Source organism: Micromonospora sp. NPDC047644, from assembly GCF_040704315.1.
Taxonomy (GTDB): Bacteria; Actinomycetota; Actinomycetes; order Mycobacteriales; family Micromonosporaceae; genus Micromonospora.
The window spans coordinates 1-16,164 of the sequence record NZ_JBEYSY010000025.1 but is presented as its reverse complement, the minus strand read 5'-3'; the positions used below and the strand labels follow the sequence as shown (position 1 = coordinate 16,164).

The window sequence follows — 16,164 nt, the reverse complement described above, 5'->3', positions numbered from 1 at the left end:
GACGCATGACCCGCCCTCCCGACTTGACCGGACCCACCGTATCCGGGCCGTCGGACCCGGCCGGGCCCACGGTGCGGCAGGTAGGGTCCGTCGCCATGCGTGTGCTGTTCGCCAGTCTTGCGTCCGTCGGTCACACCTACCCGCTGATCCCGCTGGCGATCGCCGCCCGGGACGCCGGGCACGAGGTCCACTTCGCCGCCGGTACGGAGGTGCACGCGCCACTCGCCGCGAACGGCCTGCGGCCGTTCCGTCCCGGCGACGCCTTCTACGAGGTGTACGCCGAGGATCTCGCACCGGAGCTGACGCGGCTGCGGCCCGACCTGGTGGTGCACGAGTGGGGGCTGCCGGGGGCGGCGGTGGCGGCTCATCGGGCCGGGATCCCGGGCCTGTGGCACGGGTTCGGCCGGATGTTCCCCGAGGGCATCGGCCTGGAACTGCCCACCAGGAACGCCGAGGTCGTCGGCAGGCCGCACCTGGACATCTGGCCGCCCTCGCTGCAGGACCGGGACTTCCTCGCCACCGAACGCCGCATCGAGCTGCGACCTGTCGCCTTCTCCACGCCGGCCCCACTGCCCGCTCGCCGGGGCCGGCCGCTGATCTACCTGACCCTCGGTACGGCGTTCGGCACGCCGGAGCTGCTCCGTACGGCCATCGCCGGTCTGGCGACGCTCGGCGCGCAGGTGGTGGTCGCGGCGGGACGGGTGCCCCCGGAGCAGCTCGGAGAGATCCCCGACCAGGTCAGCGTGCATCCGTGGGTGTCGCAGGCGGAGGTGCTGCCGCTCGCCGACGTGGTGGTGCACCACGGAGGCAGCGGCACCACCCTCGGCGCGCTCGCGGCGGGCGTACCCCAGTTGTTGCTGCCGCAGGGCGCGGACCAGTTCGCCAACGCGGAGGCCCTCACCGCGGCCGGGGCCGGTCTTCGGCTCCTGCCCGGAGAGACGGACGCGAGCGCCATCGCCGAGCAGACGCACCTCCTGCTGCCGGGGCGTGGTCGGGTCGACCAGCGCGACGCCGCACGACTGATCTCCGAGGAGATCGCCGCTATGCCGTCGCCGGCGGCCGTCGCCCGGCTCCTGCCGGACTACGTCGCCTGATCGGACCACCGTCGTCAACTCAGGGTTGACGAGGCGGATGCGTCAACCTATGGTTGACGCATGACAGATCCTCTTCAGATGGGCAACACCGTCAAGCTCGACGACCTGATCCAGGCGATCAAGACCGCGCACACCGACGCGCTGGACCAGCTCACCGACGCGGTCATCGCCGCCGACCATCTCGGCGAGGTCGCCGACCACCTGATCGGGCACTTCGTCGACCAGGCCCGGCGCTCGGGCGCCTCCTGGACCGACATCGGCCGCAGCATGGGCGTCACCAAGCAGGCCGCCCAGAAGCGCTTCGTGCCGAAGGCGACCGACGCGGCAGCGCTCGACCCGAACGCCGGCTTCGGCCGGTTCACCCCGCGCGCCCGCAACGTGGTGATGGCCTCGCAGGAGGAGGCCCGCGCCAGCGGCAACGCCGAGATCGGCCCCGAGCACCTGGTGCTGGGCCTGCTGGCCGAGCCGGAAGGGCTGGCCGCCAGGGTGATGGCTGGTCGCGGCGCCACCCCCGAGGCGGTACGGGAGGCGGTCGGTGCCGTCCTGCCGCCGCGCGCCGAGCAGGTGCCGGACCTCATTCCGTACGACGCGCGCGGCAAGAAGGCGTTGGAGCTGACCTTCCGGGAGGCGCTGCGCCTCGGGCACAACTACATCGGCACCGAGCACATGCTGCTCGCCCTGCTGGAGCAGGAGGACGGTGCCGGCGTGCTCACCAACCTGGGCCTGGACAAGGCGACGGTCGAGGGTGACCTGGCCAGCGCCCTCGCCGCCGCCGTCGCACAGAAGTGAGAACCCGGGGTCAGGACGCCTCAGGGAAGCCGTAACGCAGGGCGTGCTCCGGATCGGCCGGGTCGATCTGGCGTACGCCCGCGTCGGCGAGGCGCTTGTTGACCTCGTCGAGCCGCTCGCGCACCAGTCGGGCCTCCTCCTCGGTGACCCGGCCCCGGTGTGGCTTGCCGGCGTGCTCCAGCGTGCCGTAGTCGACCTTCTCGGTGGTCTTGCGGGCCTTGGGCGGGCGAACCCGCTCGGCCGTCTTCAACAGCTGCGCCATCGGCACGTCGGTGGCCATCGCGTCGAACTCGCTGGCGGTCAGCACCACCCGGCGGGGCTCACCGTGGCCGTGCCGGTCGTGGATCTCCACCACCGCCACGTCCAGCGCGGCGTCGTCGATGTTCTCCACCTCGCCCGGGGTGGCGTCCAACTGCACGGGCCCGGCGACCAGGTCCGGGTGCTCCAGCACGACGACGCGGACCACCTCGTCGTCCTGCTGCAGAACCGTGCCGGTGAAGTCGGAGACGTGGATCGTCTTCTTGCCCATGCGCGGAGCTTCTCCTGTCGTAGGCCGGGATGGCGGACCACAAGAAATTACCCGACAGGTGTGCGAAAGACGCCGCTGGACCTCCTCGGGTGTGTCGGCCCCGGTCGAACCTCAGGTGATGCCCTTCGGTGCCACCCACTCGGTGGTGCGTCATTGGCTGTTCAGGCGGTGCCTACCGGAGCTGTCGACGGAGAGCTTGTTCAGTCCCGCCCACGACAGGTCGCCGCCGACCGTCCGAGGGTTCCGGTAGCGCGGCTGGGGCGGGTTGCCTCCGACGGCCTCCGCCGCCCGCCAGAGTCGCTCGGGGTTCTGCTGGTAGTGGTCGCTCGGCTGAATCGGCATGCGTTCACCGTCCCAAACAAAGGTGTCCAGATATGGAAATACCTATGACGGTCGATCTCAGTGATCGGTTCCCGCACCCTTTCCGCCCGGCCCTGTCGTATCCTGCGCCCGGCCCTGCCGTTCGGCGTACGGTGATCGACGACGGGTCGGGTGACGCGGGGAGGTGCGGATGCTCGACCGGCGACTCCACCTGCACCTGGCCACCTGGCTCGGCCAGTGGCCGGCCGGGCCGGGGTTGCACGTGGTCGCCTCGCAGCGGCGTGCCGAACCGGCCTGGGATGGCCGGCTCCGCCCCGCGCTCGCCGTGGACACCGGGCAGAGCGCCGTGCTCTCCGTGGCGCCCGACCGGGTGGCGGCGATCCGCGCGCTTGTTCGGCGTACGCCGACCCGGTTGCTGGCCGCGCTGCCGGAGGCCGTCGGTCGGCCCGAGTTCTGCGTACACGACGGTCCCTTCCGGTGGAGCCGGGCACCCGCCCCGCTGCCCGACGTGGGGGAGTGGACCGAGCCGACCGCCGCCGGGCTGCCGCCGTGGCTGCGACTCTTCGACCGCCCGGTGCTGGTGGTCCGTGACCCGGACGGCGTCTACCTGGCCGGTGCGGCGATCAAACGGCACGACGCGTACGGGCACGAGTTGGCGGTCGGCACCGTGCCCGCAGCCCAGGGGCGCGGCCTCGCCCGTCGGCTGGTGGCCCAGGCTGCGCGACGGGTGCTCGACGAGGGGGCGATCCCCACCTACCTGCACGAGCGGGACAATCACGCCTCGGCCCGGGTCGCCGAAGCCGCTGGTTTCCCGGACCGGGGCTGGCGCGCGTACGGGGTCTATCCGCGCTGACCGGCCCGCAGCCACCGAAGCCAGCCGCGATCTTGCACTTTCTGTCGCGACGAACCCGGACATCCCGCAGATTTCGACAACCGAAACTGCAAGATCGCGAGGGCGGGCGCGGGCGCGGGGGCGGGGGTGGGGGTAGGGGCGGGTGATGGGCGCGGACCGTGGATCCCGGGCCGGATCCACGGTCCGCAACCTCCCCCCAGGCCCCGGTTCCGGGTGTAGCGGCGGGCCGCTACGTGTCGATCACGCTACGTATCGAACAGGCTCGGGGCAAGGTTGAAGCTGTCGGTTCGGAGTGTCGAAAAGCGGACTTGACCTGCTGCTTCGCCGACCAAGTGGGTTGATCGGGTCAGTGACGGAGCGTGCGAATCAGGTCGAGCACCTGTCGGGTCACCGGCCGAAGGACCCGGAGCCGGGACAGCGCCACGAGCCGGTCGACGAGTGGCACGGCCCCGTCGATCAGTTGGCGGGTCTTGGTCTGGCCCGGCGATCGGTCGTGCACCCAGTAGAGGATCACGCCCATGTACGCGAGCCAGAGCAGCTCGGGCAGTTGGGGACGCAGCTCGGCGTCGACCTTTGCCGTCGAGCCGGTCAACACCTCGCCGAAGAGGTCGATGGCCGCCTGTCGGGGGCCGGAGGACTCCGCGGAGAAGGGACTCAGCGGCGAGGTGGGCTCAGCCGCCGTCTTGAAGAAGGTCGCCGCGAATCCGTGTGAGGGCGTCAACACGTCGATCCCGGCGTGCAACACTCCGGCGAGCCGGGGACCGAACGCCTCCTCCCGATCGAGCACGGGCTGCGCGGCGGCCCGGTGCTCGACCTGGGACTGGGCGTAGAACTCCTGAATCAGGTGGTCCTTGGAGCCGAAGTAGTAGTAGGCGTTGCCGACCGCGACGCCGGCCTCCTGCGCGATCGCCCGCATGGTGGTCTGGGCGTATCCGCGTTCGCGGAACAGTCGCATCGCGGTGTCCCGGATCAGTTGCCGGGTCTGCTCGCCCCGGGCGGTGGCTGGGTCACCCGCAGTGGTCGTCTGCGCAGGCTGTTCGGTCATCGAGGTCACCGTATCCCGGCGGTTCGTCGGTCGGCTCGGCCCACGGGTCGCGGATCCGCTCGCGGATCGCCGAGGCGGCGGCCACCGTCTGCCGGGCGAGGGGCAGCAGGTGCGGTCGGGCCAGCCGCTCGGCCGTGGACCGATGGTCGGTCAGCGCCCAGAGGCAGGCGAACCAGGCGCCGTCACCCGCGTACACCTCGCCGGTGTCGGCGATCACGGTGAGGTCGCGCAGCGTCGCGTCGTGGTTCAGGCCGGGGAAGCGCCGCCGGGCCTCGGCGGACCCGGCCGGAACGAACTCCAGGGGTACGAGCTGGGCGCGGGTCGACAACCAGCGGCGGGCGGCGCGGCAGATCGGGCAGGCGGCGTCGAACAGGACGGTGAACCCCCGGATCCCACCGCCGGATTGAGCGGTGGGATCCGGGAGCCGACCGCCGCCACCGGTCGGGGGCACGGTCATCGGGTTGGCGGGATGTTCGTCGGGCCGACGCCCGGCTGCGGGCCGGCCGGCGGGGGTCCTGCCGGCTGTGCGCCGGCCGGCTGGGGTCCGCCCGGGTACGCGCCGACCAACTGCGATCCGGGCGCGGCGGGCGGCATGGGGAGTCGGCCGATCGGGGCGAGCGGGGGGTGGGTGGCGAGCTGGCGGAGTCGGTTTCGGCGGTACCGGCCGAGCGCGAAGACGTTGAAGAAGTGCAGCGCGCCGAGCACCAGCAGCACCAGACCGATCTTGAGAGACAGCTCCTCCATGGCCTGGCTGGTCGAATCGACCGGGTCGGGGTGCTTCATCGCCACCGTGACGTAGCCGAGGTTGAGCAGGTAGAAGCCGACCACCAGGAGGCTGTTGACCGCTCGGGCGAGGCGTTCCTCGGCGAACACCTCCTCCAGGAAGACCTGCCCGTTGCGGGACAGTGCTCGTGCCACCCAGAAGGTCAGGCCGACGCTGACCGCGAGGTAGATCACGTACATCCAGACCTTGATGTCCATGTGGACGCCCTTCTTGAACGTGTTCAACTACCGACATCATGAGAGTAGGGCCGATGTTGAACATGTTCAAGAAGTGGCGACCAGTGACAGTGGACACTCCGGTGCGGTGTGCCGGAGCGCGGCATCCGGCCGAGCGGTTCAGCCCGGCCGGACACCGCCGTGGCTCAGCCGGCCAGGCCGAGCACCTCGGCCGCGGCGCGACCGTTGGCGTGGCTCGCGCCGTAGGTGGTGACGAAGGCGCGGACGCCAACGGGCCGCCACTGTGCCGGCCAGCCCATCTCCACCACTGTCACCGGGTGCTGGGCCGCCAGGTCGGCGATCAGGTCCGGGCCGCCGGGCAGCCGGTGCAGGTGTCGTCCGACCAGGACGATGGGACGGTCACCCGCCAATCCGCGCAGCGTGGCCGGGTCGGTCTCGGCGGCGATCACCCGGATCTCCGACACCCCGTCCAGGTGCGGACCGAGGCCCCACGGCACCCGACCCTCGGCGATCGTCGACTCCGTGTGCAGTTGCACCACCAGTGGCTGGTCCAGGCCGGTGAGCAGGCCGTCCACCCGGACCGCTCGCCGCGCTGCCGCGTACCCCAGCTCGGTGTCGCCGGTGGCGGGTGATCCGCTGGCGGCCCGGGTCCAGGCGGCGAGATCGGCGGCGCGGCCGGCCGCCTCCTCGACCCGCGCCCTCGTCAGCCGGCCGTCGGCGAGCGCGTCGACGATCTCGGCGGCCACCCGCTCGACCAGTCCGGCGTCGACCTTCGCGCCGATGCAGAGCAGGTCGGCACCCGCGCTCAGGGCCCGGACCGCGGCCGGCCCGACCCCACCGGCGGCCACCGCGGCGCCCTTCATCTCCAGCGCGTCGGTGATGACGGTGCCGGTGAAGCCGTACTCGGTGCGCAACAGGTCGACCAGGACGGCTCGGCTGAAGGTGGCCGGGTCGGCGCCGGTGAGCGCCGGCACCCGGATGTGCGCGGTCATCACGGCGCGCGCCCCGGCGGCGACGATGGCCGCGAAGGGCGGTAGGTCCCGCTGGCGGAGCAGGTCCAGCGGAGCGTCCACCGTGGGAAGTTCGTAGTGGGAGTCGGTGACGGTGGCACCGTGCCCGGGGAAGTGCTTGGCGCAGGCGGCCACGCCGGCGGCCTGCAACCCGGCCACGGCGGCGGCCGAGTGGGCGGCCACCCGCACCGGATCAGCGCCGAAGGACCGGGTGCCGATCACCGGGTTGTCGTCGGCGGTGTTGACGTCGACGGTGGGGGCGAGGTTGACGGTGATGCCGAGCGCGGCCAGTTCGGCGCCGATCGACTGGTAGACCCGTCGGGTGAGGGCCACATCGCCGATCGCACCCAGGGCGGCGTTGCCGGGGTACGGACTTCCGGTGGCGTGCGCCAGCCGGGTCACGTCGCCACCCTCCTCGTCGATCGCGATCAGCGCGTCGGGTCGACCGGTGCGCAGTGTGGCGGTGCTCGCCGCCACCTGCGCGGGGTCGTGCACGTTGGTGCCGAAGAGGGTGTGCCCGGCCAACCCGTCGGCCAGCAGGTCGACCGCCCAGTCCGGCGGGACCGGCCCCGGGTACGCGGCCAGCAGTGTGCCCAGCGCCAGCCGGCGCAGTCCTGGATCCAACCCCACGTGTTTCCCCCTTCGGTGCCCCCGCGGGTACGAAACGTCGTACCGGTGGTGGTCTTGGCCCTGCCGACTCGGCGGAGCGTCCCACCGTCGGGTGACCGTTACGCTACGGCTACCCGTTCGCAGGGCGGTTTACAGTTAGCAAAGTTTACTAAAACTAGAGGACGTGTCATGAGTGCGACCCGGCTGCCCGGCACCCCCCGTCTGTTGCGGGCGCTCAACGACCGTGCCGCGCTGGAACTGCTCCTCGAACGCGGCCCGCTGACCCGAGCTCGACTCGGCGAGCTGACCGGTCTGTCGAAGGTGACCGCCTCGCAACTCGTCGAGCGGCTGGAGGAGCGCGGCCTCGTCGCGCGGGTCGGCGAGCAGGCCGGTGGGCGAGGGCCGAACGCCCAGCTCTACGCCGTCCGCCCGAGCAGCGCGCACGTGGTCGGCGTGGACGTCGGGCCGGACCGGGTGGTGGCCGCGTGCGCCGACATCACCGGCGCGGTCATCGGCCGGGTGGAGCAGTCGACCCGGGACACCGACGACCCGGTGGGCGTGGTGCACAACGCCGTCGTGCAGGCGGCCAGCAGCGCCCAGGCGCAGCTGAGCAGCGTACGACGGATCGTGCTCGGCACGCCGGGCCTGGTCGACCCCGGCACCGGCGACATGACCTTCGCCTTCAACCTGCCGCGCTGGCACAGTGGTCTGCTGGCCGCGCTGCGGGACGACCTGCACACGCCCGTGGTCTTCGAGAACGACGTCAACCTGGCCGCCGTGGCCGAGGCGCAGTCCGGCGCGGCGCGGGGGCTGTCGGACTTCGTGCTGGTCTGGGTGGGTGCCGGCGTCGGCCTGGCGATCATGCTGGGCGGGCGGTTGCACCACGGCAGCAGCGGTGCCGCCGGCGAGATCGGCTACCTTCCGGTGCCCGGCGCGCCGATCCCGCGCGACGTCTCGCGCCGCGCCAAGCCGGCCTTCCAGCAGCTGATCGGTGCGGACTCGGTGCGCGCGGTGGCGCGCGAGCACGGCTACCCGGACGCCGACGCCGCCGAGGCGGTCCGCGCGGCCGTGGCGGCCGGCGCTGACGGCGGCCCGATGCTCGACGAACTGGCCCGTCGGCTCGCGCTCGGCGTGGCCAGCACCTGCGTGGTGCTGGACCCACCGCTGGTCGTGCTCGCCGGCGAGGTGGGCCAGGCCGGTGGCGCGGCGCTCGCCGACCGGGTGCAGCAGGAGGTCGCCGCGATCACGCTGGTCCAGCCGCGAGTGGTGCCGACCGGGCTGACCGAGGAGCCGATCCTGCACGGCGCGCTGCGCACCGCTCTGGACGCCGTACGCGACGAGGTGTTCGGCTCCACCGTCGGCTGAGCCCGCTGCGGCGGTCATGTGAAGGAATATTTCACCGCGCGCCCACGGCTTGCAAGCTCCTGCCGGGCGTCGGCTCGGCCGTTCCGTCGGGCCGCCCGGACCGGAGCGACCCGACGGCCTCGAGTCAGATCAGGTCGCGGCGACGGAACACGGCGAACGCCGCCGTGGTCAGCCCGCCGGTGATCGCCAGCAGCACCAACAGCGCCGGCAGCCAGGTCACCGTGTAGAACCCCTCGCAGTACGGGAGTTGGCTGCTGCCCCGGCAGACCTGTTCGTCGTAGAACCGCGCCTCGCCGTTGAGCCACGCCCCGATGTGGCTGGACAGCATGAACAGGTCGGACCTCCGCGCGTCGATGATCTCCAGGACCACTCGGCCACCCAACTCCCAGACCACCGCGTACGCGGCGAGCGCGCCGAGCGCCGCGGACGTGTGCCGACCCAGCGTGGCGATCGCGAAGCCCAGCGCGGAGGCCAGCAGCACCAGCACCAGGCCACGGCCGTGCACCGCGCCGAGCGAGCGCCAGAAGTCACCGTCCAGCCGGCCCGGCAACCCGAAAGCCTGCCCGATCACCCAGAACGTGGCGAGATAGAGCACCGACGCCAGCAGGGCCAGGACCAGCACCGCGCCGAGCAGGGTGCCCAGCTTCGCCGCGAGCACCGTCAACCGGCGCGGTCGCCAGAGCAGCAGGTTCACCACCCCGCCCGAGGTCAAATCCGCGCCGATGTAGGACGCGCCGACCAGGAACCCGAACAGCACCAGGAACGCGATGAGGAAGTACAGCAACGGTTTTGCCTGCTCGGCGAAGGTGAACACACCCGGCAGGAAGTCGGCGGTGATCGGCAGCCGGTCCTGCCGGATCGGGTCGATCTCGGAGCAGTCGCTGGGGAAGTACCGGTTCGTGTCGGAGGTCACCGTGCCTTCCTGGCGGGCCAGGCACTCCTGGTGGGTGGCCTCCAGGTCACGCCGCGCCTCGGCGGCCTGCGTCTGCGCCGAGTTCAGCTCACTGACGCTCGGCTTGTGCGAACCGGCAAGGGTGGTCGCCGCCGTGACGGCGAACGCCAACACCAACAGGACCACCATGAGCTGCACGAAGCGACGCGCGGACAGTCGCTCCAACTCGGCACGCACCAGGTTCACGCGTCCACTCCCCGATCGAGGTCGATCACAGCATCGCCCTGCGGCAGCGACGGGTCGCCGACCTGCCGGGGCACCGACGCATGCTCGTACGCGCCGGTCAGCTCCAGGAAGACGCTCTCCAGATCCGGCCGCAGCGGCGTCAGCTCGCCCACCCACAGACCCTGCTCACCGAGCACCCTGCTGATCGCCGTCGGGTCGCTCACCCCGCTCACCACCAACGCTCCGCCGTCCACCACCGCCGTCAGCTCAGCCGCGCGCAGCAGTTCGACGGCCCGCTCCGGCTCGGCCACCCGCACCAGGAACTCGTGCCGGTCGTGGCCCGCCAGCACCTCGTCCACCCGACCGGTCGCGACCCGTCGGCCCCGGGAGATGATCGTGACGTGGTCGCAGATCAGCTGGATCTCGCCCAGGATGTGACTGGACACCAGCACTGTCACCCCGTTGGCCGCCAGCGACCGCATCAGGTCCCGCATCTCCCGGATGCCCGCCGGGTCCAGCCCGTTCGCCGGCTCGTCCAGGATGAGCAGACGCGGGTCCTTCAACAGCGCGGACGCCACCGCCAGCCGCTGCTTCATGCCCAGCGAGTAGCCCTTCACCCGCTCATCGCCCCGGTCGTGCAGGCCCACCAGATCCAGCACCTCGTCCACCCGCGAGGCCGGCACACCACCGGCGCGGGCCAACAGTCGCAGCGTCCGGTAGCCGGTGAAGTTGCCGAAGAACTGCGGGCTCTCCACGATGGCGCCGACCTGACCCGCCACCCGGGGCAGCAACTCCGGCGACGGTTCGCCGAGCACCATCATCCGGCCGCTGTCGGCGCGTACCAGCCCGAGCAGGGCCCGCAGGGTGGTGGTCTTGCCCGAGCCGTTGGGGCCAAGGAAGCCGTGGACCTGGCCCGCCTCGACCAGCAGGTCGAACCCATCGACCGCCACCCGTTGGCCGCTGCGCAGGCTGCGGAAGCTCTTGCGGAGACCCTCGATCTCGATGACCGCGCTCATCTGCGCAGCTCCGTACGTCGGCTGGGCATGGGCCGTCCTCCGGACTTGGTGATCAATGACACGGCGCTTCACCCTATGGCTGAGGTGCCGCCCATGGGGGGCACCCCGGCGCTGCGTGGTTGGATGGTGCGGTGAACCCGGATCTGGTGGTCAGCCTCGACGGCGTCGGCGTACGCCGCTCCGGCACCGCTCTCCTACAGGACCTGACCTGGCGCGTCGAACTGGACGAGCGGTGGGTCGTGCTCGGCTCCAACGGCGCCGGCAAGACCACACTGCTCAACCTCGCCGCCGGCCGGCTGCACCCCACCACGGGTGTCGCGCACGTGCTCGGCGAGCGGATCGGCCGCACCGACGTCAACGAGCTGCGTACCCGGATCGGGCTCACCACCGCCGCGATCGCCGAGCGGCTGCCCGCCGACGAGCGGGTCAGCGACGTGGTGGTGACCGCCGCCTGGTCGGTGGTCGGCCGTTGGCGGGAGAACTACGACCGTGGCGACGAGGCGCGGGCGCGGGCACTGCTGAGTCAACTCGGCGTCGGTGGTCTCGCCGAACGGCGATACGGCACCCTCTCCGAGGGTGAGCGCAAGCGGGTGCAGATCGCCCGTGCCCTGATGACCGACCCGGAGCTGCTGCTGCTCGACGAGCCCGCCGCCGGTCTCGACCTGGGCGGTCGGGAAGACCTGGTCGCCCGACTGGCCGAGCTGGCGTACGACCCGGACGCCCCGGCGATGGTGCTGGTCACCCACCACGTCGAGGAGATCCCGCCCGGGTTCACCCACGCGATGCTCCTGCGCGAGGGCGGGGTGGTCGCCCAGGGCCTGCTGGCCGAGACCCTGACCGGTGACAACCTCTCCAAGACCTTCGGGCTGCCACTCGTCGTCGAGCGGTCGGGCGACCGCTTCACGGCCCGCGCCGCCTGAGCATCGGACAGGCGGAGACGGCCGTGCCACAGACCCGGGTCGCCGTGGTGGGCAGCGCCAACATGGACCTCGTCGCGATGGCGCCCGCGCTGCCTCGGCAGGGCGAGACCATGCTCGGCACCGACTTCGTGATGGTGCCCGGCGGCAAGGGTGCCAACCAGGCCGTGGCCGCGGCCCGGGCCGGCGCGTCCTGTGCCTTCCTCGGCGCGATCGGCTCGGACGCCTTCGGCGTCACCCTTAAGGCCCGCATCACCGCGGCCGGCGTGGACACCAGTCAGCTCCGCGTGGTCTACGGCACCTCGGGAGTGGCACTGGTCATGGTCAACGCGCAGGGGGACAACGCCATCGTGGTCACCCCCGGCGCGAACGACGCCCTGGTCGGTCTCAGCGAGGAGGAGCTGACCACCGTGCGGACGGCGGACGTCCTGGTCGCGCAACTGGAGATCCCGGTGCAGACCGTGACCGCCGCCGCGGAGGCCGCCCACGAGGCCGGCACCAGGGTCATCCTGAACGCCGCCCCGGCGCGGGACCTCCCACCCGAGCTGCTGGCCGCCGTGGACCTGCTGGTCGTCAACGAGGGCGAGGCGCATGCCCTCGCCGGCCGGGGTCGGGAGGAGCCGCGCGCGCTGCTCGACCTGACTCCCCGGGCCGTGCTCACCCTCGGCGGGGAGGGCGCCTGGTACGTCGACCGGGACGGTGCCGAGGTGCACGTGCCGGCGGTACGGGTCGACGTGGTCGACTCCACCGCCGCCGGTGACGCGTTCACCGCCGCGCTGGCCGTCGGCTGGGGCGAAGGGCGCGACCTGGTCGACGCGGTGCGTTGGGCGTCGGCGGCCGGCGCTGCCTGCGTCCGCAAGCTCGGCGCCTCGGTGGCGCTACCGCAACGCGCCGAGATCGACGAGCTGTACGCGCCGGCCTGACCCCGTCGCTCGCGCACCGAACCGCCCGACCGTCGCGGCCTGTCAGGCCCGCTGGCCGGCACCGGTGCGAAAGGCCCGGCGGTACGCCGACGGTGCGGTCAGCATGACCCGGCCGAAGTGGTGGCGGTAGGTCACCGGGGTGTCGAAGCCCACCGCGCGGGCGACCTGCTCGACAGCGGCGTCGGTCTCCTCCAGCAGGGTCAGGCTGGCGCGGACCCGCTGCTCCACCAGCCAACGAATCGGGCTGGTGCCGGTGGCTCGGGCGAAATGCCGCAGGTACGTGCGGGACGACATGTGCGCCCGCTCGGCGAGCTGGGCGACGCTCAGCGGCTCTGCGAGGTGGGCGAGTGCCCAGTCGAGGCTGACCGCGATCCGGTCGTCGGCCGGGTCGGCGGGCACCGGCGCCTCGACGAACTGGGCCTGCCCGCCGTCGCGGTGCGGTGGGATCACCAATCGTCGGGCGACCGCGTTGGCGATCGCCGCGCCGTGGTCACGCCGGATCACGTGTACGCAGAGGTCCAGCCCGGCGGCGCTGCCGGCACTGGTGAGCAGGTCGCCGTCGTCGAGGTAGAGCACGTCCGGGTCCACCTCGACCAGTGGGTAGCGCCGCGCCAGCAGCTCCGCGTACCGCCAGTGGGTCGTGGCCCGGCGGCCGTCCAGGAGGCCCGCCCCCGCCAGCGCGAACGCGCCCGAGCAGATTGACATGATCCGGGCCCCGCGCCGACGCGCCTCACCCAGCGCGGTCACCAGCTCGGGCGACGGGTCAGCGGTCACGTCCGGTACGCCGGGCACGATCACCGTCCGCGCCGCCGCCAGTTCGGCCAGACCGTACGGGGTGTGCAGGCTCGCTCCGCCGACCACCGGCACCGGCCCCGGCCGCTCGGCGCAGACCACGACGTCGTACCAGTCGACGTCGAATTCGGGCCGGGCCAGTCCGAACACCTCGGTCACGATCCCGGTCTCGAACACCGACATCCCCGGGTACGCGAGCACGGCGACCCGGTGCGCGGCCGCCGGTCGTCGAGGCGCGGGCAGCGGACGCGGACCGGTCGTGGTGGCCGTCGGGATCGGCATGGCGGGATGTTAGCGCAGCATGTCGTTCCCGCCACTCGCTCCGTGGTCGGGGCCCCGGCGAGGATCGGTGCATGACCTTCACCTTCGCCGTTCCGTCAGCCGACCCGGCCACCGCCGCCGCCTGGTTCCACGGGCGACTCAGTGTCGAGACCGACGTCAGTGACGTGCACGCCGACCTGTCGGCACGTACCCCGGGTCTGGTGGTCGTCGACTCCCGCGGCGCGGCCGCCTGGGGGCAGGGGCACCTACCCGGCGCGGTGCACCTACCCACCGCCGAGATCGCGACCCGGGCGGCGGAGCTGATCCCGCCGGGGTCGGCGGTCGTGACCTACTGCTGGGGTCCGGGCTGCAACGGCGCGACCCGGGCGGCGCTGGAGTTCGCCCAGCTGGGCCATCCCGTGAAGGAGATGCTCGGCGGGTTCGAATACTGGGTCAGGGAGGGGCTGCCGGTGGTGACGGAGACCGGGCTTACCCGACGACCGGTCGACGACCTCACCGCGCCCGCCACGACGATCACCTGCGACTGCTGATCGGCGGCGCGAGCCGGCTGGCGCTCACCCCACCGGCTCGTCGGCGAGCTTCTCGCCGCGGCGGCGCAGCATTCCCAGCCCGGGGATGCCGGCCACGGCGAGCTTGAGGTCACGGGTGACGTCGAGCAGGTCGTGCAGGTCGGGGCCGACCCGGTCCAGCGTGGCCAGGATCGGCAGGATGTCCGCCGTCAGATGCTCGCGGAGCTTGGGCAGCTCGTCGATCAGGTGGATCGCCGCGGTGATCTCCTCATGGCTCAGCTCCTCGACGAACCGCTCGGCCATCGGCGCGGCCCGACGCAGCGCCGGCTCGTACGCCGCCAGCAATTCGGCAGCGGTGGCGGCGGCCTCCGTCGCGGTGCCCACGGTGACGGAGGCGCGGTTCGCGACCCGGTCGGCCTCGGCAACCACGGTGCCCGCCACCCGGGAGACCCGGTCGGCCTCGGCGACCACCGCGGCGGCGGCGGTGGCCACCTCGGTGGCCGTGTCGATGGCGGTGGTCGCGGCGGCGCTGATGACGGCCACCTCGCGAACCGCGCCCTCGGCGTCGGTGAGCACCTGGTCGGTCCGATCCAGGGTCGTCTCGATCCGGTCGACCACGCCGTTGATCCGGGCCAGTAGCTGCTCCACCCCGTCGAGTACGGCGAACGCGCGGGCGGGCACGGCAGCCATCGACGCGGCCGAGCCGAGCGCCTGGTCGAGAGCGGAACGGGTCAGACCGACCACGGCGGTCGGGGTGGGGAGGGGAATCGCCATGGGGTCAAGTGTGCGTCGGCCTTGCCACAACCGCGCGTTGGAGCTGGTCAGCGTCCCTGTCGACCGGCGGTGTCGGCACGGGCCACCCGCAGCGCCCACCAGACCAGCGGCACCTGCAACGGCACTCGGCCGTACGCGATGGCCCGCTGTGTCGGGCGTCGGCGCCGCCAGTCCACGGCCATCTTGACGTTCGCCGGTAGGACGGCGACGAAGAGGGCGGCGGCTGCCCGGCCGCCGGCCCGCCGGGTGGCCGGGTTCGCGACAGCCGCGGCCACCACCAGTTCGGCGACCCCGCTGGCGTACGTCCAGAAGCGGGGCGGGCCGGGCAGCGCACGCGGCACGATCGGGTCGTAGACGCCGGGGCGTACCAGATGTGTGACGCCGGCCGTCGCGAGCAGGCCGGCCAAGGCGACGGCCTCGCGGCGGCGGGTGGTCATCGGTGGTCCCCCTGTTGTTCGACGGCGCGTTGCACGGCCCGGTAGATCTGCCCGAACCGTAGCGCGTCCGGGGTTCGCACCAGCAGGTCCTCCCGACCGTGGTGCTGCACCCACAACTCGTGCACGTGGCTGCCACGCTCGTAGGAGCGGTCCAGCCAGCCGAGGGGGATCTCCAGGAACGGTGCCAGCGCGAGCGCCCCCGCCGCGCAGGCGGCCAGGATGATCAGCGCCAGTTGCCAGTTGCCTCGATCCTGAGCCGACCAGGCCAATGACAGCACGCAGACCACGGCGACCAGCGGCGGCAGCGAGAGCAGCAGGACCAGGACACCGCGCCCCAGCACACGGCCGCGTACGGCGAGGGTTTTCTGCCCCCGTGCGTGCCAGACGAACGTCACGTCGGACAGGGCGATCACGTGACCACCCGCCCGGATCGACTCGGAGGTCACCTGCACCGCGTCGTCCCGGTAATAGAGGGTCATCACTAAGCCTAACCACCGCAGGGCAAGCCTCGCTCAGTTCGGCCCCCAGCGTCCGGCCGTCCTCGCCCCGTTCTCGGCGCGGTCTATCGCCTTCGAAAGACGGTGGGGTGCCGAGGGTCTCCGCCGTCCGCGGTCCGCGGTCCGCCGGGCAGAGGTGATGGTGCGATGGTCCTTTGGAGCTGAATCGTTTGCGACATCACGCGTCGCCGCGTCGCAGTCACCGCCGCTGCATCCCGCCATCGAAGCCGCCGCCGCAGCCCGCACCGCCCGCCGCCGCAGCCCGCACCGCCCGCCGCCGCCGCAGCCCGCACCGCCCGCCGCCGCCGCAGCCCGCACCGCCCGC

The 16,164-nt window shown here is 72.4% G+C and carries 19 protein-coding genes; 7 read left to right on the top strand and 12 right to left on the bottom strand.

Translation table 11 applies throughout. From position 1 onward, the window contains the following. Positions 1-95: 95 nt before the first annotated feature. Both AB0877_RS29905 and AB0877_RS29900 read left to right on the top strand, forming a co-directional pair. Positions 96-1,094 (top strand): glycosyltransferase, encoded by a 999-nt coding sequence (locus tag AB0877_RS29905; protein ID WP_366612916.1) that lies wholly within the window; start codon positions 96-98, stop codon positions 1,092-1,094. 60 nt (positions 1,095-1,154) lie between these two features. Next, on the top strand, positions 1,155-1,883 hold the full coding sequence (locus AB0877_RS29900) for a Clp protease N-terminal domain-containing protein (protein WP_366612914.1): 729 nt from the start codon (positions 1,155-1,157) through the stop codon (positions 1,881-1,883). Between the two features lie 10 nt (positions 1,884-1,893). Here the strand turns inward: AB0877_RS29900 and AB0877_RS29895 are convergent, their stop codons facing one another. Then, the gene (locus AB0877_RS29895; protein ID WP_366612912.1) at positions 1,894-2,412 is read right to left on the bottom strand and encodes a hypothetical protein; all 519 of its coding nucleotides are present in this window, start codon (positions 2,410-2,412) and stop codon (positions 1,894-1,896) included. A gap of 150 nt (positions 2,413-2,562) precedes the next feature. Beyond that, a complete protein-coding gene (locus AB0877_RS29890; protein WP_366612910.1) occupies positions 2,563-2,754 on the bottom strand; it encodes a DNA repair protein in 192 nt (63 codons plus the stop codon). 169 nt (positions 2,755-2,923) lie between these two features. Here AB0877_RS29890 and AB0877_RS29885 point away from each other — a divergent pair, with 169 nt between their 5' ends. Further along, positions 2,924-3,586 carry a GNAT family N-acetyltransferase gene (locus AB0877_RS29885; protein ID WP_366612908.1) on the top strand — a complete coding sequence of 221 codons (663 nt, stop codon included), beginning with the start codon at positions 2,924-2,926 and terminating at the stop codon, positions 3,584-3,586. 346 nt (positions 3,587-3,932) lie between these two features. On the opposite strand, the gene AB0877_RS29880 is transcribed toward AB0877_RS29885, so the two are convergent. The 4 genes from AB0877_RS29880 to AB0877_RS29865 form a co-directional block, all read right to left on the bottom strand. Next, positions 3,933-4,631: a TetR family transcriptional regulator gene (locus tag AB0877_RS29880; protein WP_357208605.1), complete on the bottom strand. Its 699-nt coding sequence runs from the start codon at positions 4,629-4,631 to the stop codon at positions 3,933-3,935. Continuing rightward, on the bottom strand, positions 4,594-5,088 hold the full coding sequence (locus AB0877_RS29875; protein ID WP_366612906.1) for a DCC1-like thiol-disulfide oxidoreductase family protein: 495 nt from the start codon (positions 5,086-5,088) through the stop codon (positions 4,594-4,596). Before AB0877_RS29875 ends, AB0877_RS29880 begins: the two co-directional genes overlap by 38 nt. Continuing rightward, complete coding sequence (locus AB0877_RS29870) at positions 5,085-5,639, bottom strand: hypothetical protein (RefSeq protein ID WP_366612904.1); 555 nt, start codon at positions 5,637-5,639, stop codon at positions 5,085-5,087. Before AB0877_RS29870 ends, AB0877_RS29875 begins: the two co-directional genes overlap by 4 nt. A 137-nt stretch (positions 5,640-5,776) precedes the next feature. Continuing rightward, the gene (locus AB0877_RS29865; protein WP_366612902.1) at positions 5,777-7,231 is read right to left on the bottom strand and encodes a glycoside hydrolase family 3 N-terminal domain-containing protein; all 1,455 of its coding nucleotides are present in this window, start codon (positions 7,229-7,231) and stop codon (positions 5,777-5,779) included. 168 nt (positions 7,232-7,399) lie between these two features. Here AB0877_RS29865 and AB0877_RS29860 point away from each other — a divergent pair, with 168 nt between their 5' ends. Beyond that, positions 7,400-8,575, top strand: a complete 1,176-nt coding sequence (locus AB0877_RS29860; protein ID WP_366612900.1) for an ROK family transcriptional regulator — start codon at positions 7,400-7,402, stop codon at positions 8,573-8,575. 124 nt (positions 8,576-8,699) lie between these two features. Here the strand turns inward: AB0877_RS29860 and AB0877_RS29855 are convergent, their stop codons facing one another. Together AB0877_RS29855 and AB0877_RS29850 are read right to left on the bottom strand one after the other, a co-directional pair. Next, on the bottom strand, positions 8,700-9,713 hold the full coding sequence (locus AB0877_RS29855) for an ABC transporter permease subunit (RefSeq protein WP_366612898.1): 1,014 nt from the start codon (positions 9,711-9,713) through the stop codon (positions 8,700-8,702). After that, a complete protein-coding gene (locus tag AB0877_RS29850) occupies positions 9,710-10,708 on the bottom strand; it encodes an ATP-binding cassette domain-containing protein (RefSeq protein WP_366612896.1) in 999 nt (332 codons plus the stop codon). Before AB0877_RS29850 ends, AB0877_RS29855 begins: the two co-directional genes overlap by 4 nt. A gap of 119 nt (positions 10,709-10,827) precedes the next feature. Between AB0877_RS29850 and AB0877_RS29845 the strand changes: the two genes are divergently transcribed. Both AB0877_RS29845 and AB0877_RS29840 read left to right on the top strand, forming a co-directional pair. Then, positions 10,828-11,628 carry an ABC transporter ATP-binding protein gene (locus tag AB0877_RS29845; protein ID WP_366612894.1) on the top strand — a complete coding sequence of 267 codons (801 nt, stop codon included), beginning with the start codon at positions 10,828-10,830 and terminating at the stop codon, positions 11,626-11,628. A 23-nt stretch (positions 11,629-11,651) separates the two neighbouring features. Continuing rightward, the gene (locus AB0877_RS29840; protein WP_366612892.1) at positions 11,652-12,548 is read left to right on the top strand and encodes a ribokinase; all 897 of its coding nucleotides are present in this window, start codon (positions 11,652-11,654) and stop codon (positions 12,546-12,548) included. A 42-nt stretch (positions 12,549-12,590) separates the two neighbouring features. Here the strand turns inward: AB0877_RS29840 and ftrA are convergent, their stop codons facing one another. Further along, positions 12,591-13,622 (bottom strand): transcriptional regulator FtrA, encoded by a 1,032-nt coding sequence (gene ftrA / locus AB0877_RS29835; protein WP_366612890.1) that lies wholly within the window; start codon positions 13,620-13,622, stop codon positions 12,591-12,593. A 71-nt stretch (positions 13,623-13,693) separates the two neighbouring features. Here ftrA and AB0877_RS29830 point away from each other — a divergent pair, with 71 nt between their 5' ends. Then, entirely contained in the window at positions 13,694-14,152 is a 459-nt protein-coding gene (locus AB0877_RS29830; protein WP_366612888.1) for a rhodanese-like domain-containing protein, read from the top strand. Positions 14,153-14,176: 24 nt separating this feature from the next. On the opposite strand, the gene AB0877_RS29825 is transcribed toward AB0877_RS29830, so the two are convergent. The 3 genes from AB0877_RS29825 to AB0877_RS29815 are packed head-to-tail and all read right to left on the bottom strand — an operon-like array spanning position 14,177 to position 15,821. Then, positions 14,177-14,905, bottom strand: a complete 729-nt coding sequence (locus AB0877_RS29825) for a hypothetical protein (RefSeq protein ID WP_366612886.1) — start codon at positions 14,903-14,905, stop codon at positions 14,177-14,179. Between the two features lie 47 nt (positions 14,906-14,952). Further along, entirely contained in the window at positions 14,953-15,342 is a 390-nt protein-coding gene (locus AB0877_RS29820; protein WP_366612884.1) for a hypothetical protein, read from the bottom strand. Next, complete coding sequence (locus tag AB0877_RS29815; protein WP_355005366.1) at positions 15,339-15,821, bottom strand: DUF6232 family protein; 483 nt, start codon at positions 15,819-15,821, stop codon at positions 15,339-15,341. The genes AB0877_RS29820 and AB0877_RS29815 overlap by 4 nt, the downstream gene beginning before the upstream one ends. Positions 15,822-16,164 lie beyond the last annotated feature (343 nt).